17 protein-coding genes are annotated in these 22,406 nt (G+C 75.4%); 8 read left to right on the top strand and 9 right to left on the bottom strand.

Translation table 11 applies throughout. The features are described from left to right. The coding region (locus ACFXPX_RS23505) for an SDR family NAD(P)-dependent oxidoreductase (RefSeq protein WP_380643058.1) at positions 1-5,939 on the top strand (5,939 nt) is incomplete at its 5' end. Positions 5,940-5,987: 48 nt separating this feature from the next. On the opposite strand, the gene ACFXPX_RS23510 is transcribed toward ACFXPX_RS23505, so the two are convergent. Then, positions 5,988-6,974 (bottom strand): GlxA family transcriptional regulator, encoded by a 987-nt coding sequence (locus ACFXPX_RS23510; protein ID WP_380643060.1) that lies wholly within the window; start codon positions 6,972-6,974, stop codon positions 5,988-5,990. A gap of 71 nt (positions 6,975-7,045) precedes the next feature. Between ACFXPX_RS23510 and ACFXPX_RS23515 the strand changes: the two genes are divergently transcribed. Together ACFXPX_RS23515 and ACFXPX_RS23520 are read left to right on the top strand one after the other, a co-directional pair. Beyond that, complete coding sequence (locus ACFXPX_RS23515) at positions 7,046-7,720, top strand: HD domain-containing protein (protein ID WP_380528032.1); 675 nt, start codon at positions 7,046-7,048, stop codon at positions 7,718-7,720. Positions 7,721-7,768: 48 nt separating this feature from the next. After that, the gene (locus ACFXPX_RS23520) at positions 7,769-8,191 is read left to right on the top strand and encodes a Rid family hydrolase (protein ID WP_380643062.1); all 423 of its coding nucleotides are present in this window, start codon (positions 7,769-7,771) and stop codon (positions 8,189-8,191) included. A gap of 56 nt (positions 8,192-8,247) precedes the next feature. Here ACFXPX_RS23520 and ACFXPX_RS23525 read toward each other — a convergent pair whose 3' ends face one another. The 5 genes from ACFXPX_RS23525 to ACFXPX_RS23545 all read right to left on the bottom strand — a co-directional run bounded on the left by ACFXPX_RS23525 (position 8,248) and on the right by ACFXPX_RS23545 (position 12,924). Next, a complete protein-coding gene (locus ACFXPX_RS23525; protein ID WP_380643064.1) occupies positions 8,248-9,033 on the bottom strand; it encodes a hypothetical protein in 786 nt (261 codons plus the stop codon). Positions 9,034-9,196: 163 nt separating this feature from the next. Further along, a complete protein-coding gene (locus ACFXPX_RS23530) occupies positions 9,197-10,009 on the bottom strand; it encodes a thioesterase II family protein (RefSeq protein ID WP_380528045.1) in 813 nt (270 codons plus the stop codon). After that, positions 10,006-10,845, bottom strand: coding sequence for a BTAD domain-containing putative transcriptional regulator (locus ACFXPX_RS23535; RefSeq protein ID WP_380643066.1), 840 nt, complete (start codon positions 10,843-10,845; stop codon positions 10,006-10,008). Before ACFXPX_RS23535 ends, ACFXPX_RS23530 begins: the two co-directional genes overlap by 4 nt. Positions 10,846-10,972: 127 nt before the next feature. Continuing rightward, positions 10,973-12,061 (bottom strand): alpha/beta hydrolase, encoded by a 1,089-nt coding sequence (locus ACFXPX_RS23540; protein ID WP_380643068.1) that lies wholly within the window; start codon positions 12,059-12,061, stop codon positions 10,973-10,975. Next, on the bottom strand, positions 12,058-12,924 hold the full coding sequence (locus ACFXPX_RS23545) for a 2-oxo acid dehydrogenase subunit E2 (protein WP_380528054.1): 867 nt from the start codon (positions 12,922-12,924) through the stop codon (positions 12,058-12,060). The genes ACFXPX_RS23540 and ACFXPX_RS23545 overlap by 4 nt, the downstream gene beginning before the upstream one ends. Before the next feature lie 326 nt (positions 12,925-13,250). On the opposite strand from ACFXPX_RS23545, the gene ACFXPX_RS23550 reads away from it, so the two are divergent. The 3 genes from ACFXPX_RS23550 to ACFXPX_RS23560 all read left to right on the top strand — a co-directional run bounded on the left by ACFXPX_RS23550 (position 13,251) and on the right by ACFXPX_RS23560 (position 17,022). After that, positions 13,251-14,957, top strand: coding sequence for an AAA family ATPase (locus ACFXPX_RS23550; RefSeq protein ID WP_380643070.1), 1,707 nt, complete (start codon positions 13,251-13,253; stop codon positions 14,955-14,957). Between the two features lie 155 nt (positions 14,958-15,112). Further along, the gene (locus ACFXPX_RS23555) at positions 15,113-15,895 is read left to right on the top strand and encodes a BTAD domain-containing putative transcriptional regulator (protein WP_380528064.1); all 783 of its coding nucleotides are present in this window, start codon (positions 15,113-15,115) and stop codon (positions 15,893-15,895) included. Between the two features lie 134 nt (positions 15,896-16,029). Further along, positions 16,030-17,022 (top strand): aldo/keto reductase, encoded by a 993-nt coding sequence (locus tag ACFXPX_RS23560; RefSeq protein ID WP_380643072.1) that lies wholly within the window; start codon positions 16,030-16,032, stop codon positions 17,020-17,022. Positions 17,023-17,125: 103 nt separating this feature from the next. On the opposite strand, the gene ACFXPX_RS23565 is transcribed toward ACFXPX_RS23560, so the two are convergent. From ACFXPX_RS23565 to ACFXPX_RS23575, 3 genes are all read right to left on the bottom strand, one after another. After that, complete coding sequence (locus ACFXPX_RS23565) at positions 17,126-18,580, bottom strand: DHA2 family efflux MFS transporter permease subunit (RefSeq protein ID WP_380593556.1); 1,455 nt, start codon at positions 18,578-18,580, stop codon at positions 17,126-17,128. Between the two features lie 425 nt (positions 18,581-19,005). Next, entirely contained in the window at positions 19,006-19,230 is a 225-nt protein-coding gene (locus tag ACFXPX_RS23570) for a ferredoxin (protein ID WP_380643074.1), read from the bottom strand. Next, positions 19,227-20,426 (bottom strand): cytochrome P450, encoded by a 1,200-nt coding sequence (locus ACFXPX_RS23575; RefSeq protein WP_380643076.1) that lies wholly within the window; start codon positions 20,424-20,426, stop codon positions 19,227-19,229. Before ACFXPX_RS23575 ends, ACFXPX_RS23570 begins: the two co-directional genes overlap by 4 nt. A gap of 276 nt (positions 20,427-20,702) precedes the next feature. Between ACFXPX_RS23575 and ACFXPX_RS23580 the strand changes: the two genes are divergently transcribed. Next, on the top strand, positions 20,703-21,239 hold the full coding sequence (locus ACFXPX_RS23580) for a hypothetical protein (protein WP_380643078.1): 537 nt from the start codon (positions 20,703-20,705) through the stop codon (positions 21,237-21,239). A gap of 88 nt (positions 21,240-21,327) precedes the next feature. After that, the gene (locus ACFXPX_RS23585) at positions 21,328-22,359 is read left to right on the top strand and encodes a 3-oxoacyl-ACP synthase III family protein (RefSeq protein WP_380643079.1); all 1,032 of its coding nucleotides are present in this window, start codon (positions 21,328-21,330) and stop codon (positions 22,357-22,359) included. The last annotated feature ends 47 nt before the right edge of the window (positions 22,360-22,406 follow it).

The raw sequence follows: 22,406 nt of genomic DNA on the forward strand, positions 1-22,406 counted from the left end.
GCCTGGCCCGCCCGGACCGCCCGGCCCCGCGCCGCGCGGCGCCCGCCCCGGCGGCAGCCGGGCCGGGCGCGACCCCGCTCGCGGACCGCCTCGCGGCCCTGCCGGAGTCCGAACGCGCCCTGCTGCTGGTCGAGTTGGTCCGCACCGCCACTGCCGCGGTGCTCGGGCACGGCGGACCGCAGGCCGTCGAGCAGGACCGCTCCTTCACCGAGCAGGGCTTCGACTCGCTGGCCGCCGTCGACCTGCGCAACCGGCTGAACGCGACCACCGGCCTGGCACTCTCCAGCACCCTGGTCTTCGACCACCCGAGCCCGGCGGCGCTGGCCGCCCACCTGGGCGACGCGCTGCTGCCGTCGGTCCCCGGCGTCGGGGAGGACCGGCCGGAGGACCAGGCGGCGAACCGGTCAGCGAACCGGTCGGCGGAGCCGCCGGTCGAGGCCGCCGACGACCCGATCGCCATCGTCGGCATCGGCTGCCGCTACCCCGGCGGGGTGCGCTCCGCCGAGGAGCTGTGGCAGCTGGTCGCCGACCGGGTCGACGCGGTCGGCCCGTTCCCCGAGGACCGGGGCTGGCGCCTGGACCGGCTCTTCCACCCGGACCAGGAGCGGCCCGGCACGTCCGCCGCCCGCGAGGGCGGGTTCCTCTACGACGCCGCCGACTTCGACCCCGCCTTCTTCGGCATGAGCCCGCGCGAGGCGCTGGCCACCGACCCGCAGCAGCGGATCCTGCTGGAAACCGCCTGGGAGGCCGTCGAACGGGCCGGCATCGACCCGGGCGCGCTGCGCGGCAGCCGGACCGGTGTCTTCGTCGGCGTGATGTACGACGACTACGGCTCCCGGCTCAGCCAGGCGCCCGAGGCGCCGGAGGGCTACGAGGGCTACCTGGTCAGCGGCAGCGCCGGCAGCGTCGCCTCCGGCCGGGTCTCCTACGCGCTCGGACTGGAGGGCCCGGCCGTCACGGTGGACACCGCCTGCTCCTCCTCGCTGGTCGCGCTGCACCTGGCCGCCCAGGCGCTGCGCAGCGGCGAGGCCACCCTCGCCCTGGCCGGCGGCGTCACCGTGATGGCCACCCCCGCCACCTTCGTCGAGTTCAGCCGCCAGCGCGGGCTGGCCCCGGACGGGCGCTGCAAGCCCTTCGCGGCCGGAGCCGACGGCACCGGCTGGGCCGAGGGCGCGGGCGTGCTCGTCCTGGAACGCCTCTCCGACGCCCGCCGCAACGGGCATCCGGTGCTGGCCCTGGTGCGGGGCACGGCCGTCAACCAGGACGGCGCGTCGAACGGCCTGACGGCGCCGAACGGCCCCGCCCAGCAGCGGGTGATCCGGGCCGCGCTGGCCGCCGCCCGGCTGACGGCGGACGGCGTGGACGCGGTCGAGGCGCACGGGACGGGCACCCGCCTCGGCGACCCGATCGAGGCCCAGGCCCTGCTGGCGACGTACGGGCAGGGGCGCCCGGCCGGGCACCCGCTGTGGCTGGGCTCGATCAAGTCGAACATCGGCCACAGCCAGGCGGCGGCGGGCGTAGCGGGCGTGATCAAGATGGTCGAGGCCATCCGGCACGGCCGGCTGCCCGCGACCCTGCACCTGGACGCGCCCTCGCCGCACGTGGACTGGACGGCCGGCGCGGTGGAACTGCTCGCCGAGGCACGGGAGTGGCCGGAGCTCGACCGGCCGCGCCGGGCGGGCGTGTCCTCCTTCGGGATCAGCGGCACCAACGCGCACGTGATCCTGGAGCAGGCGCCGGACACCACCGTGCCGGCTGGGACCACTGCTACCGCTGCGACCGAGCCCGCCGCGCCGGTGGCCTGGCCGGTGTCGGCGCGCACCGAACCGGCGCTGCGCGACCAGGCGCAGCGGCTGCTGGCCTTCGCCGCCGACCTGCCCGAGGAGCAACTCGCCGCTGCGGGCGCCGCCTTGGCCGCCACCCGGACGGCCTTCGAGCAGCGCGCGGCGGTGGTCGGCGGCTCCCGCGCCGAACTGCTCGACGGGCTGCGGTCGCTGGCCGCCGGGACGGACTCCCCGGGCCTGCTGCGCGCCGCCGCCCGGGACGGCCGGACGGCCTTCGTCTTCACCGGCCAGGGCAGCCAACGCGTCGGCATGGCCGCGGAGTTGTACGCGACCCACGCGGAGTTCGCGGCCGCCCTCGACGAGGTGTGCGCGGCCTTCACCCCGCACCTGGAACGGCCGCTGCGGGAGGTCCTGTTCGAGGACACCGGCCTGCTGGACCGCACCGCCTACACCCAACCCGCTCTGTTCGCGGTGGAGTTCGCCCTGGTGCGGCTGCTCGCCCACTGGGGGGTGCGGCCGGACGCCGTGCTCGGGCACTCGATCGGCGCCGTCGCCGCGGCCCACACCGCGGGGGTGCTCACCCTGGCGGACGCCGTCGCCCTGGTCGCCGCGCGCAGCCGGCTGATGGACGCGCTGCCCGCCGAGGGCGCCATGCTCTCCTTCCGGGCCTCCGAGCCGGAGGTCCTCGCCGCGCTGGAGGGGTACACCGACCGGGTCTCGGTGGCCGCCGTCAACGGTCCGCGGGCCACCGTCGTCTCCGGCGAGGAGGACGCCGTGCTCGCGGTCGCCGCCCGGCTCGCCGCGACGGGGGCCAAGGCTCGCCGGCTGACCGTCAGCCACGCCTTCCACTCCCCGCTGATGGACCCGATGCTGGACGACTTCCGGGCCGCCCTCGGCGGTCTCGCCTTCGGCCTTCCGACCGTCCCGTTCGTCTCCGACCTGACCGGCCGCCCGGCCGGTCCGGAGGAGACCGCCTCGCCCGACTACTGGGCCCGTCACGTGCGCGGGACCGTCCGGTTCGCCGACGGCGTCCGGGCGCTGCGCGGGCTCGGCACCGTGCGCTACCTGGAGATCGGGCCGGACACCCTGCTGACCGCCCTGGTCGAGGACGTGCTGGCCGAAGGGCCGCAGGACCCGGAGAGCCCTCGGGATCCGCAGCACCGGCAGGACCCGCAGGACCCGCCCGCCGTCACGGCGGCGGTGCTGCGGCGCGGGCGCGGCGAGGCGGCCACCCTGCTGCGGGCCGTCGCCGCCGTGCACACCGCGGGCGGCAGCGTCGACTGGCCCGCCGTGCTGGGCGCGGCCGGGGCCCCGCACCCCGGCCTGCCGACCTACCCCTTCCAGCGCACCCGGCACTGGCTCGACGCCCCGGCCCCCGCGGGCGACGTGCGGGCCGCCGGGCTCAGCACCGCCGGCCACCCCTTCCTCGGCGCCGCCGTCGACCTCGCCGACGGCACCGGGACGGTCCTCACCGGCCGCCTGGACCGGCGCGAGCACCCCTGGCTCGCCGGGCACACCGTGGCCGGCGCGACCGTGCTGCCCGCGACCGCCCTGCTCGACCTCGCCCTGCACGCGGGCCGCACCGCCGGGCTGCCCGTGGTCGCCGCCCTCGACCTGGAGGCCCCGCTGCTGCTCCCGGCCGACGGAGCGCTGCGGCTCCAGGTCGCGCTGGACCGGGCGGACGACGCCGGCGAGCGGGCCGTGCGCATCCACGCCCGGCCCGACGGCGCCGCCGAGGAGCCCTGGACCAGGTACGCCACCGGCGTGCTCGCGCCCGCTCCGACGGCGCCCGCCCCGACGGCGCCGGTTCCGCCCGCGGGCAGCTGGCCGCCGCCCGGCGCCCGGCCGGTCGGCGCCGAGGAGCTGTACGCCGCCCTCGACGCCCACGGCCTCGGCTACGGCGGCGCCTTCCGCACCGTCACCGCCGCCTGGCAGCAGCCCGACGGCACCCTGTGGGCCGCACTCGCGGGCCCCGCCGAAGGCGCCAGGGACGGCGACCGGCGCTTCGCCGTGCCGCCCGCCGCCCTGGACGCCGCCCTCCACCCCTGGGCCCACGCCGGACTGCCGTCCGACGGCCGCACCACCCTGCGACTGCCCGCCGCCTGGCGCGAGGTCCGTGCGTACCGGGCCGTCCCCGCCGGAGCGCTGCGGGCCCGGATTGCGCCGGACGGGGAGCACCGCGCCGCCGTGACCCTCTACGACGCCGACGGCGCCCCGCTGCTGCACGCGGCCGCCCTCGAACTCGCCGAGGTCCCGGCCGGGCGGTTCGGTGCCGCCCGCCCCGCCGACCCGCTGCTCGTCCCCGGCACCCGCCCGCTCGCCCTCCCGGCGGCCCCGCGCCCGGCGGCCCTGGTGGAGAGCCCGGCCGACCTGACCGGCCCGGTGCCGCCGGTCGTCCTGCTGCCCCTGCCACCGCTCCCGGCGGACCGTCCCGTGCCCGAGCAGGTGGCCCACGCCACCGGCTGGGCCCTGACCGCCCTGCGGACCTGGCTGACCGGGCGCCGGTACGAGGCCTCGCGCCTCGTCGTCGTCCTGCCCGCCGCGGTCGAGGACGGCCCGGCGGCGCTCGCCGCGGCGGCGGCCGGCGGGCTGGTCCGCTCCGCCGCGGCCGAACACCCCGGCCGCGTCCTGCTGGTGGACACCGACCTCCCGGCCGACCGCCTCGCGGACCTCCCCGCCGTGGCCTGGCCCGAGGACGAACCGCACCTCCTGCTGCGGGCCGGGCGGATCCTGGCCCCGCGCCTGACAGCGGCGGCTGCTGGAGCCGCACAGGCCGGCGCGACCGGCGCGACCCGGGCGACCGGGGCGTTCGGTCCCGGGAGCGTCCTGGTCACCGGCGCGTCCGGCGCGCTGGCGGCGGTCCTGGTGCGGCACCTGGTGGCGGCGCACGGGGTGCGCGGGCTGGTGCTGATGAGCCGGAGCGGGCGGGTGGCGCCCGGGCTGGCGGAGGAACTGGCGGCCCTGGGGGCCGTGGCGGTCCCGGTCGCGGGCGACGTGGCCGATCCGCAGGCCGTACGGGCCGCGCTGGCGCAGGCGCCGGACGGCCTTCCGGTCACCGGGCTGGTGCACGCCGCCGGCGTCCTGGACGACGGGCTGGTCGAGGGCCTGACGGCGGAGCGGGTCGCCGCCGTGCTGCGGCCGAAGGTCGACGGCGCCTGGGCGCTGCACGAGGCGACCGGGGAACTGCCGCTGCACGCCTTCGTGCTGTTCTCCTCGGTCGCCGGAGTGCTCGGGACGGCCGGGCAGGGCTCGTACGCCGCCGCGAACTCCTTCCTCGACGCCCTCGCCGGGCACCGCCACGAACTCGGCCTGCCCGCGCTGTCCCTCCCGTGGGGCCTGTGGGAGGGCGAAGGCATGGGGGAGGCCCTGAGCGCGGCCGACCGGGCCCGGATCGTCCGGACCGGGATCGCCCCGCTGCCCGCCGCGAGCGCCCTCGGGCTGCTGGACGAGGCCCTGGCGGCCGGCCGTCCGGTGGCGGTCGCGGCCCGGCTGGCGGCACCCGGGGCCGGCGGGCCCGGCACCGGACCGGCGGCCGCCCTGCGCGAGCTGCTCGGCTCCCGGCCGACGGGCGCCGCCCCGGCGGCGGCCCCCGCCCTTCTGGCCCCCGCCCTTCCGGCCCCCGCCCTTCCGGAAGGCCGGGACGCGCTCGCCGGGCTCCCCCCGCAGGAACGCGGCCGGGCCGTCCTGGACCTGGTGCGCCGTTCGGTCGGCGAGGTCCTGGGCCACGCCGACCCGGCCGCCGTACCGGTGGAGCGGGGGCTGCTGGACCTGGGCCTGGACTCGCTGACCGCGGTGGAACTGCGCGGCCGCCTGGGCACCCTGCTCGGGCTGCGACTGCCCAGCACGCTGCTGTTCGACCACCCCACCGCCGCCGCCCTGGCCCGCCACCTCACCGCTCTGGTGGCCCCGGCGGAGGACCGCACCGGGCCGGCCGGTCTCGACCAGGTCGAGGCGACCCTGGCCGAACTGACGGCCGGGGCGGCGGGAGCAGCCGGAGCGGGCGAACTGGACCAGCTGGCGGCCCGGCTCCAAGCAGCCCTCGACCAGGTCCGCGCCGCACGCGCGGCGAAGCCGGACGCCGACTTCACCGACCGACTGGAGGAGGCCGACGGCGACGCCCTGTTCGACCTGATTGACCGTCAACTCGGTTTGTAGTCAAGGGGGAAGGGCCTGACTCCGGCCGGCGCCGGGCCCTTCCCGCTCTCATCCCGCAGTCGCGCACGGGGCCGCCGGTGAACCGGCCGGACCGTGCGGGGTCGAGCGGGTGAAGGTGCGGCGGTAGGCGGTGGGGGTGGTGTCCAGGGTGCGTCGGAAGTGCAGCCGCAGGTTGGCCGCCGTGCCCAGCCCGCAGTCCCGCGCCACCTGGTCCACCGAGCGCTCCGTGGTCTCCAGCATTTCCCGTGCCCGGCCGATCCGGGCGTTGAGCAGCCACTGCAACGGGGTCGTGCCCGTCTCCTCGGTGAACCGGCGCATGAAGGTGCGCTGCGAGAGGCCCGCGTGCCGGGAGAGCACGCGCAGCGTGAGCGGCTCGCCGAGCCGGTGCAGGGCCCAGCCCCGGGTGCCGGAGAGCGAGGCCTCACCGGCCACCGCGACGGGAGCCGGCACGTACTGGGCCTGCCCGCCGTCCCGGTGGGGGGCGGCGACCAGAGCGCGGGCGATCCGGTTGGCCGCCTCCGCCCCCAGGTCGCGGCGCACGATGTGCAGGCACAGGTCGATGCCGCAGCACACCCCGGCCGAGGTGAGCACGTCGCCCTCGTCGACGTAGAGCACGTCGCGGTCGACCGTGACGGCCGGGAAGCCCCGCTCGAACTCGTCGATGTGCTTCCAGTGGGTGGTGGCGTGCAGCCCGTCCAGGACGCCCGCCGCGGCCAGTGCGAAGGCGCCCGTGCAGATCGACACCACGCGCCTGCCCCGGCCGCGGGCTTCGGCCAGGACGTCGAGCACGGCGTCCGGCAACGGGAGGAGCGGTTCGAATCCCGGCACGACCACGGTGTCGGCGGCCCGCACCTGCTCCAGACCCCCGTCGGCGACCAGGGCGAAGCCCGCACTGGTGGCCACCCGCGCGGTGGGCGCGCACAGGGTCATCTCGTAGGGGGTCTCCGGTCGGCTGGAGAAGATCTGCGCCGGGATCGCCAGGTCGAGCGGGGTGACCCCGTCCAGCGCCAGGACCGCGACTCGATGCACCGTCATGGCAGGATCCTAGCGAAGTATGGAAATTTTGCCTCTCACCAGGTCAGGGGCGTCGCGGCCAGGCTGAGTCCATGACCGGACCCACCCACGAGGCGACCGCCGACCTGATCACGCTGCCCGGCACACCGCTCGCCGATGCCGTCGTGAACCTCATCCGGCCGGTGGAAACGCCGTCCGTCTTCAACCACAGCATCCGCAGCTACCTGTTCGCCCGGCTGGTGGCCGACCGCCTCGGCCTGGCCGCCGGCCACGACTACCAGGACGACCTGTTGTTCGCCGCGTGCGCGATGCACGACCTCGGCGTGGCGGCGGACGGCCCGCACAGCCAGCGGTTCGAGGTCGAAGGCGCCGACCGGGCCGCCGCCTTCCTGACCGACCGCGGGGTCCCCGCCGCCGAAGCCGACCAGGTCTGGCAGGCCATCGCCCTGCACACCTCCCCGGGCATCGCGGAACGCCGCGGCACGCTGTGCCTGCTCGTCCGCGAGGGCGTCGCCCTCGACTTCGGCCGCTCACCGGGCACCGACCGCCTCGACGCCGTCACCGACGAGCAGGCCGACGCCGTGCACGCCGCCTACCCGCGGCTGGACATGATCCGCGCCCTCACCGACGCGATCGTCGCGCAGGCCGCGAAGGACCCCGGGAACGCACCCCGGTACACGATCCCCGGCGAACTCCTGCGCGAACGCGAGACCTTCGGCCGGACCCGGCTGGAGCACACCGGCCGTTCGTCCCGCTGGCGCGACTGAGTCCACCGAACCCACCACTCCCGTCACCGAGGAAGGGCAAGCACCGCCATGACCGTCCACACCGTCGAGGTCCCCGAGGACAACGCAGTCTTCGGGCAGACCACCAGCGCCTTCGCGAGCTTCGGCTACTCCGCCGCGGTCCGCGCCCACGGCCTCCTGTTCATCGCCGGAACGATCGGCCGCAGCGCCGACGGAACCATTCCGGACGGGATCGAGGAGCAGACCGGGATCGCCCTCCGGAAGATCGAGGAGATCCTCCGGCTGGAGGGCCTCGACATGTCCGCCCTCGTCGACGTCACCAGCTACCACGTCGACATCCACCAGCACCTGCCCGGCTTCGTCGAGGCCAAGCGGCGCCTCGTCGAAGCCCCCTACCCGACCTGGACGATCATCGGGGTCAGCGGCCTCGCCAGCCCGGGACTCCTCGTCGAGATCCGCGCGACCGCCGCGTACCCCGCCGCACCCCGGTAGCCCCGCACTCCTGGGCCCGCTCCCGGGCCCAGGAGCCCGCCACCGGCGGAGAGCCCCTATTCCTGGCGTGCTGCCTCCCCGGCCCCGCCCGCGGTCCGAGCGCGTCGTCGACGGTCGGGCCAGGGGTAGCCGAGCTGGTCGGCGAACGCCTTCGAACCTCCGCAAACCTCGGCGGCCTCGCGGGGATCCTCGGCCGTGAGGCGCGCCTCAAGGCGTTCGGCCTGGTCGGCCGGGTCGTCTCCGGAGATCGCAACGGTCATCCTGAACTGGAGCCAGGGGCGGCCCTCCCTGATCGCGGACCGGCCGGGATGGAACAGGAAGACGGTGATCCGGTCGGGTTCCCAGGGCCAGGCGGAGACGCCGTCCAGCTCGCAGTCCCACGCCGCCGGCCAGTCGGTGTGCTCCCGGAGCCGCTCTTCCAGCAGTCGGGCGACCGTTCGGGCCGGCCACTCCCAGCTGCGGTCCGTCGTGGCCCGGTGGATCTCCGCCTCGTACTGATCGGCGTCGAAGCGGAACTCCGGGAGATCGACCTCCTCGGTGACCGGGTTGCGCCAGCCGCTCCAGACCACGTGCTGCCCTTCGCGCCTGATCGTCACGTAGACCGCACCGCAGCACCCTTCGGTGCACCCGGCCTCGGCCAGCCGAACCTCACGAGGGACGTCGGTCGCATGCAGCGGCGCGCTCGGGCCCACCAGGTAGCGAGGATCCTCTGCGGGCCCCTCGTCGAACACGTCGGTCAGGACGTCCCGCCCGTCGACGACCGGTCGGCATTCGGCGCCGGCCCTGGTTCCGAGTGGTGGCACGACGATGCGGAGGGACAGCCGATGCGGTTCTGTGGTCATCGCCTGATGGTCGCGGAGTCATCAGCGGTTGTCAGCCGGGTTTCTGCTCGGGGAGAAGCCTCCGGCTCCCGGCTCCCGGCTCCCGGCTCTGGCGGGAACGGCGGAAGCCGGAGTGGGAAGTCGGCGGGGTCGACTTCCCACTCCGGCGGGGCGCGGTGGGCGGTCAGCGGCGGGCCGTGGTGAGGCGGTCGTCGAGGAGGGCGAGGAGTTCCTGCCGGCGTCCGTCGAGGTAGAAGTGGCCGCCGGGGTGGATCCCGAGCTCGAAGGCGGCCGTGGTGTGGCGCTGCCAGGCGGCGGCCTCGGTGGGGGTGACCCAGGGGTCGGCGTCGCCGATCAGGGCGAGGACCGGGGTTGCGACGGTGACCTCCGGGCCGGCGAAGTAGCCGCCCACGGCGGCGAGATCGGCGCGGACGGCCGGCAGGATCATCTGGAGGGCCTCCTCGTCCGCGAGCAGTCGCGGGTCGGTTCCGCTGAGGTCCCGCAGGTGGGCGGCGAGGGAGCGGTCGTCGGTGAGGTGGGCGTACTCGCCGTCGCGCCGGGTGGAGGGGGCACGGCGGCCGGAGACGGTGAGCAACTCCGGGGCGCGGCCGTCGCGTTCCAGTCGGCGGGTGAGTTCGAAGGCCAGCAGGGCGCCCATGCTGTGGCCGAACAGGGCGTAGCGGCCGTCGCCCACGGCGGCCCGGACGGCGGGCGCGGCCAGGTCGGCGAGCCGGGTGAGGTCCGCGACGGCGGGCTCCCGGTAGCGGTCCTGACGGCCCGGGTACTGCAGGGCCAGCACCTCGACGTCCGGCCCGGCCGCGGCGGCCCAGGGTCGGAAGACCGAGGCCGAGCCGCCGGCGTGCGGCAGGCAGAGCAGGCGCAACGGCGGGTCGGCCGAGCCGGCCGGGTCGGCCGGGTCGGGGATGCGAGGGGTGCCGGGGGCACTGAACCGGCGTACCCACAGGGAACTGTCGACGGAAGCGGCCGCGGCGCTCACGCCGCCGCCCGCCGTTCGGTCCGGTCGGCCTGGTCGCCCGACTCGGCGGGCCCGGAGCGCTCGCCCCACTGCGGGCGGAGCAGGTCGAGCCGCCGGTCGGACAGCAGGATCGCCCGCTGCACCTCGCGCAGCGCCCGTCCGGGCTCGATGCCGAGTTCGGCGGTGATGGTGCGGTGGGCCGCGCGGTACACCCGCAGGGCGTCCGCCTGCCGCTCGGAGCGGTAGAGGGCGATCATCAGCTGCCGGTGGAAGGCCTCGTGCAGCGGGTGCTCGGCGACCAAGGAGTAGAGCCGGCCGATGAGTTCGCGGTGGCGCCCGGTGGCCAGGCCGGTCTCGACGTGCATGCCGACGCACTCCAGCCGGGCCTCCTCGGCCCAGGTGGTGAAGCCCTCCAGGACCGGCCCGGAGCGCAGGTCGCCGAGCGCGGGGCCGCGCCACAGGGCGAGGGCCTCCTCGAAGGCGGCGGCGGCCTGCTCGGTGCGGCCGTCCCGGGCGGCGGCCCGTCCGGTCTGCATCAGGTGCTGGAAGTCGTCGGAGTCCAGCCGGTCCTCCGGGCCGAGGCGCAGCACGTACCCGGGGGACTGGGTGACGATGGCGCTCTCCGGGCGGCCGTCGGCGAGCAGCTTGCGCAGCCGCGAGATGTAGACGTGGATCGCCGCCAGGTGGCGTCGGGGCGGGGCGTCCCCCCAGATCTCGAAGCCGAGTTGCGGGACGGGCACCACCTCGTTGGCGCGGACCAGCAGGGTCGCGAGCAGCACCTCCATGTTCCGGGCCTTGACGGCCGAGGTGCCGTGCTCCGTGGTGACGTGCAGGCTTCCGAGCAACTGGTATCTCACCGTGGGCCTCCTGAGGGCGTGTCGTCCGGCTCAGGGTGTCCCACGGGGGCCGTCCGCGCATCAGCGGAACTACGTACGTACGTGCGGACGGCCCCGGTGCCGCTCCTCCGTTCCCTGCCGCCCGTCGCTAGCGCCGGTCCAGCGCGCGCAGTTCGGCGCCGAGGGCGAGCCGGCGGTCCAGCGGGCCGCCGCTCATCCGCAGCACCGTGAGCAGCGTCCACAGCCGGGTCTGCGGGAAGAACCGGGGCGAGCCGTGCACGTCGTCGTGCACCCGCAGGCGCAGGCTGCGCAGCGAGCGCCGCAGCCGGTCGGTGTCGGAGGGCGGGATGATCTCGTCCCGGGCGCTGGCGACCAGGGCGACCGGGACGTCGACGGCGCTCAGCCGGTCCGGGTCCAGGGCGAGCGGGGCGAGGGCGTCGAACACCGAGCCGGCGTCGGTGCGGGCGAGGTGGGCGAGGGTGTCCACGGTGACCCGGGGAACGGTGGCGTGCCACGCCCGGTCGGTGAAGAAGTCGTGCACCGGCAGGCCGGCGCCGACCACGCCGCGGATGCGCGGGTCGCCGAGCGCGGCGTGCAGCGCCAGGTTGCCGCTGAAACTGAGCGCCAGCGCGTACGTCCGCGCGGTGTCGGCGCGGTCGGCGACGGCGTCCAGGACGGCGGGCAGCAGGGCGGGCGCCGTCAGGTCGTACGGCAGCGGGTTCTCGCCGACGCCCGGCATCTCGGTGACCACCCCGGCCAGGCCGAACTCGGCCAGCTGGAGCAGGACCGGCGCCCACTGCTCCTTGAGGCTGATGATCCCGCCGGACATCAGCAGCAGCGGTCGCGGCTGCTCCGCCGACAGCCCGCCCGCCCAGGCGGCGACCGGGCCGGCCGGGGTGGGCACCTCGATCCGTTCGATGCCGGGGAAGTCGGCGGCCCAGCGGGCGAACACGTCCCGGGCGCGCTCCTCGGCCTCCCGGCGGGCCGAGCCGGACGGGTAGGGGAAGCGGGCCATCGTGTAGTAGCGGCCGGCCTCCAGCAGCCTGCCCTCGCGTTCCAGCCGGTCGCCCGCCTCGGTCCAGCGGCGCACCCAGGAGCCGGGGCCGCCGTCGCCGTCGTCCACGACACCGTCCAGCACGACCCCGTACCGGTCGGGGGTGATGCCCTGGGAGGTCGCCTGGGCCACCACGAACTGCTTGAGTTCGGCGAGGTCGTTCGCCGGGGGGCGGCCGGTCATGCCGTCGCCTCCGAAGGGACGGGCGTGCCGGCCTGACCGGTTGTCGCCTCGCCCGTCGCCCCGCCCGGCGCTCCGTCGTCCCCGGGAGCGGGCCACTCCTCCAGTGCGGCCCGGATCTCGGTCAGGACGTCCGCCGCCTCCGCGCCGTCGATGACCCGGTGGTCGAAGGCCAGGCTGAGCCGGAACACCGGCGCGGCGACGATCGCGCCGTCCCGGACCACGGGGCGCTCGACGATCCGGCCGACGCCCAGGGTGACGGTGGTGCCGCCCACCGAGTGGAAGCCGTCGACCGGCCGGTGGCCGAGCGAGGTGACCGCGAAGGTGCCGGTGATCAGCGGGCGCAGCCGCAGGTCGCGGGCCGCGCGGGCGAACCGCAGGCGGCCGCGCAGCCAGGACAGCCGGTGCAGGGCGCGGATGCCGGCGAACTCGGGGAGCTCGGCCGGATCGCCGTCCAGCACCCGGTCCAGCCGGCGCTGCACCTCGGCGAGGCCGGCGGTGTGCGGCTCGGGGACGACGGTGGACAGCACCACCCGGGTGCCGCCCAGGGTGCGGTCCAGGGTGACCTTGCCGGACACCGTCGGGAACGCGGCCACCCGGGGGCGCGGGCCGCCCCGGTAGGCGGAGTTGGCCGCCGGGTGGCGGGCCAGCACCCCGCCGGCGGCCACCAGCAGGTAGCCGACCACCGAGCGGCGCTGTCCGGCCGCGCGGGCCGCGGCCCGGTCGGCGAGCAGCCGGGTGGCGTCCACCTCGGTGTCCAGGAAGACCGGGGAGAAGTCCCGGATCGCCTCCAGGAAGTACAGGGTGTGCCGCCGTTCGCGCGGCGGCGGTGCGAGCCGCGGATCGGCTCCGGTCGGACTGGTCATGACGGGCCCCTCGGGTCGGATCGGTCCGGTCGGTCGGTGGTCACGGGCCGGACCGGTGGAGGGGCCGAGCCTGGCGCACGGCGCCAAACAGGTTCTGAAACGCGAGCTCCGCAGCGGTCGCCGGAGCGGTCGCGGGAATCGTGAAATCCTTGTTTCGTCCGGCCAGTTGATCGGTGTTCGAAGCTACGATCGACCGAGGTTGGGGGGATCCGCCAGTTCCGCCCGCCACGGGGGAGGGGGAAGGGGCAGCAACCGTGATCGCAGTCCAGCAGACCCGAGACATCCGCGAAGCCCGAGACGATCGAGAGGCCCGAGAGACCCGCGTCGTGACCCGTGACCGTGCCCGCACGGACACCGTCAGACGCGCCGAACTGAACCAACTCCAGTCCGTCCTCGACGAAGTGGCCAACGGCCGGCAGCAGGTGGTGGAGCTCGCCGGAGACCCGGGCAGCGGCAAGTCCCGCCTGCTCACCGCGCTCGCCGAGGAGGCCGCCGCCCGCGGCTTCACCGTGCTGCGCGCCCTGGCCGACCCGGCCGAACAGGGCATGGCCGGCAGCCTGTTCGTGCAGGTCCTGCGCGCCTGGATCGGCCTCGCCGACCGGGCCGGGCTGCGCGACGAACTGCTCGCGGTGATGCGCCGGATCGCCGGGTCGGTGGACCCGGCGGGCGGCTGCCCGGTCCCGGAGCGCCTCTGCGCGCTGCTCGAACAGCACACCTGCCGGGGCCTGTTGATCGTGCTGGACGACGTCCACGCGGCCGACCCCGGCTCGCTCGCGCTGCTCGACCGGCTGATCCGCTGGCCGGTGCGCGCCCCGCTCGCGCTGGTGGTCGCCCACCGGCCCCGGCAGGCCCCGCAGGGGCTGCTCGCGGGCCTGGCCCGCGGCAGCCAGCTCGGCACCACCCGCCGGATCGAGCTCGGCCGGCTCGACCTGGCCCGGGCCGCCGAACTGCTCGACCTGCCCGCCACCGACCCCCGGACGCGCGCCCTGCACCGGGACGCCCACGGGAACCCGCTCTACCTGCTGGCCCTCGCCAGGGTCTGCCCGGGCCGGCTCTCCGGCCGCCCCGAGGGCTCGCTCGCGGACCTGCGGGGCCTGCCGCCGGACGCCGCCCTGCCCGACCGGCTGGCCCGCCACCTGGTGACCGAACTCGCCGTCCTCGGCCCGCGCCAGCGGCTCGTCCTCGCGGCCGCCGCGGTGCTCGGCACCGAGCTGGACCCGCACGGGGTCGCCGCGGTCGCCGGCACCACTCAGGACGAGGCCTGCCGGATCCTCGACGAACTGCGCCGGCTCGACCTGCTGCGACCGCTCGCCGGCAGCCCGCACAGCGGGTTCCGGCACCCGCTGGTGCGCTGGCTGGTCTACGACGGCGCCGACAGCTGCTGGCGCGCCGACGCCCACCGCCGGGCCATCGAGCTCCTCACGGCCCGCGGCGCCCCCGCCGACCGGCTCGCCCCGCACATCGAACGGGCCACCCCCGGGCTGGACCCGCGGGACGCGGCCGTGCTCACCGCGGCCACCCGTACGGCGCTGCGCACCGGGGACACCGAACTGGCCGGGCACTGGCTCGGCGCGGCCCTCACCGCGCTCGGCCGCGGGGGCCCGGCCGACGACCGGGTGGCCGGCCAACTGCTGGCCGCGGCGGACGAGATGGCGGCCCGCACCGGATCGCGCGCCCTGCTCACCGAGGCCACCGTGCGGCTGGGCGGCGAGGACCGCCCCGACGGGGCCGACCGGGCCGGGTCCGGCCGTCCGCCGGGCGGCGCCCCGCCGCCCGCGACCGGCGGGCCGACCGGCGGGCCGACCGGGGCCGGTCCGTACGGCAGCCCGACCCTGGACCTGCTCACCGGGCGGGAACGGGAGATCGCCGAACTCGCCGGCACCGGGCTGCGCAGCCGCGAGATCGCCGACCGGCTCGGGCTGAGCGCCCGTACCGTCGAGGTGCACATCGCCCGTACCTACCGGAAGTTGGGCATCGGCTCCCGCGCGGCGCTGGTCCGCCTGGTGGTCGAGGAGCACCGCCGGGCGTCGTGACCGGGCCGGTCCGGGCCCGCCCGGGCCCGGACCGGCCTCCGGGAATAGCCGTCCACCAGGGGCTGTTGAGGCGCTGGACGGCCGCCGGCCACGGTCGCGCCGGTGCGCACGGCGCGGAGGGCGGTGGGCAGGGTGAGCGCGGAGGAGGAGCACCGGTGAGGTACGAGGTACTCGGCCCGCTCAGGGTCGGCGACACGGACGGCCAGGTCGTCATCACGTCCCGCAAGACCGAGACGGTGCTGGCCGTCCTGCTCGCCCGGATGGGCCAGGTGGTCTCGGTGGACGACCTGGTGCGCGAGCTGTGGCCCGCCGATCCGCCGCAGCGCGCCCGGGACGCCGTCTACGTGTACGTCTCGCAGCTGCGCAAGCTGCTGACCCGCCCCGGCGAGCCCGATCCGGTCATCACCCGGGCGCCCGGCTACGTCCTGTGGACGCCGCCGCGGGCCGTCGACTTCCAGGCCCTCCAGGAGCAGCTGCCGACCGCCAGGGCGATGATGCGCGAGCGGCGGTACGAGGAGGCCTGCGAGCTGCTGGAGCGGATCGTCGCCCTGTGGCGCGGCCCGGTGCTGGCCGGGCTGCAGGCCGGTCCGGTGGTCAACACCTTCGCGGCCTGGCTCCAGGAGCTCCAACTGGAGTGCAGCGAACTGCTGGTGGAGTCCAAGCTGATGCTCTCCCGGGACCGCGAGGTGGTCTCCCAGCTGCGCTGCCTGATCCGCGAGCACCCGTTGCAGGAGAGCTTCTACGCCCAGCTGATGCTGGCCCTGTGGCGCTCGGGCCGGCAGGCCGAGGCCCTGGGCGTCTACCACTCCGCCCGCGACACGCTCAACCGGGAGCTCGGCCTGGAGCCGGGCTGCTGGCTGCGCAACCTCCAGCGCACCATCCTGGAGGTGCGCGGCGAGGGCCCGGCCCGGCGGACGCCCGCGGCCGTACGGGCCTGACACCGCTCCGCCATCAGCACCGGCACCGCTCCGCCACCGGTACCGCCCCGCCGCCGTTTGGGTGCGGTTTAGCCCCCTTCGGCACGCTTGGGGGAGGCAGTACCGGAACCCCGAGCGATGACGGAGCGATTCGAGTGAACGATGTTCCCACCCGCCGCCTGGGCGGTCTGGAAGTCGGTGCCCAGGGGCTCGGCGCCCTCGGCCTGAGCGAGTTCTACGGCCCGACCGACCCCGAGCAGGCCGTCGCCACCATTCGTCGGGCGCTCGACCTGGGGGTCACCCTGATCGACACCGCCGACGTCTACGGGCACGGCCTGAGCGAGGAGTTGGTCGGCCGGGCGGTGGCCGGCCGGCGCGACGAGGCGGTGGTGGCCACCAAGTTCGGGGTGCTGCGCACCGGTGACGGGATCGGGCAGGCGGTGCGCGGCGACGCCGCCTACGTGCGGCAGGCCGCCGACGCCTCGCTGGAGCGGCTCGGGCTGGACCACATCGACCTCTTCTACCCGGCCCGGATCGACCCCTCGGTGCCGATCGAGGAGACGGTCGGCGCGCTGGCCGAGCTCGTCCGGGTCGGGAAGGTGCGGTACATCGGGCTCTCCGAGGCGGCCCCGGAGACCATCCGCCGCGCCCACGCCGTGCACCCGCTGGCCGCGGTGCAGACCGAGTGGTCGCTGTTCTCCCGCGAGCTGGAGACCGAAGTCGTGCCGCTGGCGCGTGAGTTGGGCATCGGCATCGTGCCGAACGCGCCGCTCGGCCGGGGCCTGCTCACCGGGCGCTACCGGGCCGCCGAGGTGTTCGGACCGACCGACTTCCGGACGGTCGCCCAGCCGAGGTTCACCCCGGAGAACTTCCCGGGCAACCTCGCGCTGGTCGACCGGCTGGAGCCGCTCTCCATCGAACTCGGCGTCTCCGTCGGTCAGTTGGCGCTGGCCTGGGTGCACCACCGGGGCGAGGACGTGGTCCCGATCCCGGGCACCCGACGGATCGACCACCTGGAGGAGAACCTCGCCGCCGCGACGCTCGCCCTCGGCGCGGAGGAACTGGCGGCGATCGAGGCCGCGGTGCCCGCCGGGCAGGTCGCCGGTGACCGGCTCACCGAGTTCAGCCGGCAGTTCGTCGACCGCTGACCGGCGGCCGACCGCACCTACGGCACCCACCGTACCCACCGCATGAACCCGCGCGCACCGGACGGACCCTCGGGCCCGTCCGGTGCGCGCCGCTGTCCGCCGGTCAGGAGGCCACCGGCTCGCCGCTGTCCTGCGGGCTGACCTCCTCCAGCACCGGGGCGGCCGCGAAGGCCTTGGGCCGGCCGGGCAGGAGCAGGCCGACGGCCACGATGACCGCGGTCATCGCCAGCTCCCACCAGAAGGCGGTGGAGTACGCGTCCCGGACCGAGTCGCCGTTCGCGACCCCGCGCTGGACCAGCAGCGCCACCAGGGCCACGCCGAAGGAGCCGCCGACCTGGTTCAGCGACAGCATGGTGCTGGTCGCCCCCGAGGTCTTCTCCAGCGGCACGGTCCGGTAGAGCGAGGCGAGCGTGGGCGCGCCGACGCAGCCCAGGCCGAGGCCCGAGACCAACGCGTAGACTCCGAGCACCAGTTGGCCGGTGGTCCCGGAGGACAACGCGTTGCCCAGGGTGCCGAGCACCACCAGCGCGGCGCCGACCGGCACCAGCAGGTTGGCGCCGACCTTGTCGCTGAGCCGCCCGGCCAGCGGCATCCCGAGGAAGGTGCCGACCCCGAAGGGTGCCAGCAGCAGCCCGCTGGCCATCAGGCTCTGCCCGTGCACCTGCTGCTGGTAGAGCGGCAGCAGGACGTACAGCGAGAACACCGCCGCTCCGGTGAGCGCCATCGCCACGACCGCGGCCGTGAAGCCCTTGTTGGCGAGCAGGCGCACGTCGATCAGCGGGGTGCGGCGGGTGGTGAGCGCGTGCACCACGAAGCCGGCCACCAGCGCCACCCCGACCAGCAGCGACACCAGCACGGTGGGGGAGCCGAAGCCCTCGTGGGCGGTCTGCGACAGCCCGTACACCAGGACGGCGAAGCCGGGGCTCAGCAGCACGGTGCCGAGCACGTCGAAGGTCGCGCGCTCGCCCTCGGCGGGGACGTCGGCGGGAACCACCTTGAACGAGAACACCAGCGCCGCCAGCACGATCGGCACGTTCACCAGGAACAGCCAACTCCAGTGCAGGTTGTCCGCGATGACCCCGCCGAGGATCGGGCCGATCACCGGGCCGAGGGTCATCGGCAGCGCCAGCAGGCCCATCACCTTGCCCAGCCGGGCCGGGCCGGCCGCGCGGGCGGTGAGCGTCATCATGACCGGCTCGATGATGCCGGCCGCCACGCCCTGGAGGATGCGGAAGGTCACCAGCGCGCCGATGTTCCAGGACAGCGCCGAGGCGACGGCCGTCACGGTGTAGAGCACCAGGCCGAACACCCAGACCTTCTTGCCACCGAAGTGGTCCACCGCCCAGCCGGTCACCGGGATGGTCGCGGCCACCGCCAGCAGGTAGCCGGTGATGACCCATTCGGCCGTGGTGAGCGTGGTGTGGAAGTTGTCGGCCAGCGGGCTCAGTCCGACGCCGACGATGGTCGCGTTCAGCGTCGCGGTGACCGATGCGAGCGCCATGACGACGATCAGCTTGACCAGCGGACCGTCCAACCGATTCTCGGCCGATTGCGTCATTTCAGTCCTTAGCGATAGCAGGGGAGGAGAAAACGGAGGCGGGGGCGGTCGCGATTTCGCGTGGCGCCCCGTGGCCGCGGAATGCGGCGGGTGGAATTCCGGCGGAGCGGCGAGTGGCCCCCGGCCCGGGAGGCCGTCACATGGGATGGGTCGGCGTACCGGAAGGGCCGGCGTTCTGAGCACCGGCGTCCCGGAACCGGCTTCCTGAGAACGGGCGTTCAGAGAACCGGCGTGCTGAAAGAGCGTATAAACAAGTCAGGGTCGGCGGCCATCACCCCTTAGACACCGTTAAGGCCGTCGGCCCGGAATGCGGGCCGACGGCCTTCGGCGGGGCGCCCGGCCGCCGGTCGGGCATCGGTGACCTGCGGAGACGCCCCGCCGGCCGGGAGTCGGGAGGGTTCCCGGCGGCTTTAGGTCCTGCCCGCTCAGGACGGTTCCGGTCGGGCGGCCTCCACGGTCAGGGCCCGGGCCGGGCAGAGCTGGTGGGCGAGCCGGACGTCCTGCTCCCGCTCGGCCGCGGGCTCGGGCTCCAGCAGGGTCACCAGCCCGTCGTCGTCGTGCTCGAAGACGTCCGGCGCGGTCAGCACGCACAGGCCCGCGCCGATGCAGCGGTCCCGGTCGGTGGAGATCCGCACCCCGGCCCCGCTCACCAGGCCACCGGCAGGCGCTCGACGCTCTGCATGGTGCCGGTGCGGCGCATCACCAGCTCCTCGGCCGGCACCGCCAGCCGCAGCCCGGGCAGCCGGCGGACCAGCGTCTCGAAGGCGATCTCCAGTTGCAGCCGGGCCAGGTTCTGCCCCAGGCACTGGTGGATGCCGTAGCCGAAGGTCAGGTGCTGGCGGCTGGCCCGGGCCAGGTCGACCTCGTACGGCTCGGCGTGCACCCGGTCGTCCCGGTTGGTCATGGTGGAGGAGACCACCAGGCCGTCCCCGGCCTTCAGCACCAGTCCGTCGATCTCGATGTCGTCGGTGATCCAGCGCACCCCGGCGAAGTCCGTCACCGCGGTGATCCGCAGCAGTTCCTCGATCGCGATGGCGGCCGGCACCACGCCGTCGCGCAGCGCCGCCAGTTGCTCCGGGTGCTCCAGCAGGGCCAGCACGCTGATCGGGATCATCGAGGAGGTGGTCTCCAGGCCCGCGATCAGCAGCACCATGGCCAGCTGCACCACCTCGTCGTGGGTCAGCTCGCCGCTCTCCACGTGGGCCACCAGCCGGCCGACCAGGTTCTCGTCCGGCTTGCGCTCCTGGGCCGTCACCAACCGGTCCAGGTAGCGGACGAGTTCGGCGGCGGAGGCCTCGGTGTGCTCCGGGTCCCGGCCCTGCATGACGCCGGCGGTGGCGGTCTGGAAGAAGGCGTGGTCCTCGTACGGGATGCCCAGCAGCGCCGACATGACGAGCGAGGGGATGGGCGCCGCGAAGTGCTCCACCAGGTCGGCGGGGGAGCCGAGTTCCTCGATCCGGTCGATCAGTCCGTTGACGATCCGCTCGATGTCGGGGCGCAGCGCCCGGGCGTGCTTGAGGCTGAACTCCGGGTTGAGCAGCCGTCGGTGGTGGTGGTGGACCGGCGGGTCCTCGCCCACCAGCACCAGTTTGCGGGCGGCCGGCGCGCCCAGGTGCGGGGCCATGGTGGGGTAGGCGTCGTAACTGCGGTCGGAGGACAGCCGCTCGTCGGCGAGCAGCCGGCGGGCCTCCGCGTAACCGGTGATCAGCCAGACGCGGCGGTCGTCCCACAGGGTGACCTGGTTGATCGGGCCCCGCGTGCTGATCTCCCGGTAGACGTCCGGTGGCTGGTAGGGGCAGGAGCGGCGCACCGGGAACGACGGTGCTTCGACGGAACTGGCGGACAACGCGGCCTCCCGGTCGGATTTCCCGGAACGGTTTTCCGGGGGAATTCTGGTTGCTCCGGCGCATGCTAGTTCCGCACCTCGGGCGCGGGCCACGGCAGTTCCGACCGGAATCAACGGCAATTCAATGGGCGTTTGTCGCCGGTTAAGCGGCGCATTCGCCGGGCGGCGGAGATCGGTTCAGCGGCCGCGCCGGGCCGGTTTAGCGCCGTTGCCTAGCGTGATCGGTGCGCCGTTCCGCCGGCGCCGTCCCGTCCCTGTGCTGAACGGAGTTGTGGCATGGCATCGATCTCCCTCCCCGGCCCGCTGGCCCCCGTCGCGGCGGCCCTGCGGGGCCGGCTGCTGGCCTGGCTGGCGGTGCCGCCGCTCGGCCCGACCGGGCCGAACCCGCCGGTCGGCGACCCCGCCAACCTGCTCCACCTCACCGACCTCGCCGAGACCCTGATCAGCTACGAGTCCACCAACTCCGACTTCAGCGGGGCCACCCCGACGCTGGACGACCTCGCCCACGTCCGCTACGAGCTGCGCGACCAGCAGGGCGCACTGGTCGGGACGACCAAGGGCATCGGGCGGATGCTGCGCAAGGGCCCGGAGGGCAACTTCCTGGGCTACTTCTCGGAGGAGATCCGGCTGATCGACGGCAACGTCATCCGCACCGGCGGCATCGTCGACGACGCCCGGCTGACCCTCGGCGAGCAGCAGACCATCAAGGCCGTCGCGGTGGCCGGCCCGCTGCGCGGGGCGACCGGGTTCCGCCAGTTCCGGCCGGTCGAGACCCACAAGGCGTACGCCTCGGCGATCGTCCTCTACCGCTGAGCACCTGCTGAGCACCTGCTGAACACCTCTGCGCCGGACCGCCGTTCGGCCCGACGCGCACTCCGACCCGGCTGGGAGCAGACCGCAGATGGACCCCGCAGAGATCCGCCTCCTGGCGGCCGGCACCGCGTTGCCGGGCCCGCCCATCGACAACGCCGCCCTGGGCCGCCGGTTCGGCATGGACGCGCTCTGGGAGCAGTGGGTGGACGCTTTCATCGGCACCCGCACCCGGTACCTCGCCCTCGACCTGGAGACCGGCGAGCAGCGCGACACCCTGGCCGACCTGGGCACCACCGCCGGCGGGCGCGCGCTCGCCGCGGCGGGCACCGACCCCGCCGACGTGGACCTCGTGGTGCTCGGCACCGCCACCCCGGACACCCTGATGCCCGCCACCGTCAACGTGATCGCCGACCGGCTCGGCATCGACGGCGTGGCCACCTACCAGCTGCAGTCCGGCTGCTCCGGCGCCGTCCAGGCGATCGACGTCGCCCGCCAACTGCTCTCCACCGGCCGGCACCGCACCGCCCTGGTGCTGGGCGGCGACGTCATCGCCAAGCACTACGACCTGACGGCCGACCTGCGCGCCGTCCCTCCGGCCGAACTGGTCAACTACGTGCTGTTCGGCGACGCCGCCGGGGCCGCCGTGCTGAGTGCCGACCCGGCCGCCGGGCCGACCGCCGTCCGGGCCTCCTTCGTCGAACTGGCCGGCCGGGGACGGGAACCGGGCCAGGTGCTGGAGTGGTTCGGCCCGGTCGACCGGCACAGCGGTCGGCCGACGGCCCGGGAGGACTACAAGGCTATCGAGGAGACCGTCCCGCTGTTCGCCGAGCAGATCCTGCACCGGCTGCTCGCCGAGGCCGGCTGGCAGGAGGGCGAGGTGACGCACCTGCTGCCGCCGCAGCTGTCCACCCGGATGACCAGCCGGATCGTCGAGCGCCTCGGGCTGAGCGGCGCCGAGGAGGTCAGCTGCGTCGGCGAGACCGCCAATACCGGGAACGCGCTGGTCTTCTTCCAGCTCGAACAGGTCCTGCCGAAGCTCTCCCCGGGTGACCGGGCCGCCGCGATCGCGGTCGAGTCCAGCAAGTGGATCAAGTCCGGGTTCGCCCTGGAACACGTCTGACCCCTCCCGGCCCCGCCCCGCCGCCGGGCCCGCCGTCACTCCGTCCG

Origin of the sequence: Kitasatospora sp. NPDC059146 (assembly GCF_042786665.1) — a bacterium.
Taxonomy (GTDB): domain Bacteria; phylum Actinomycetota; class Actinomycetes; order Streptomycetales; family Streptomycetaceae; genus Kitasatospora.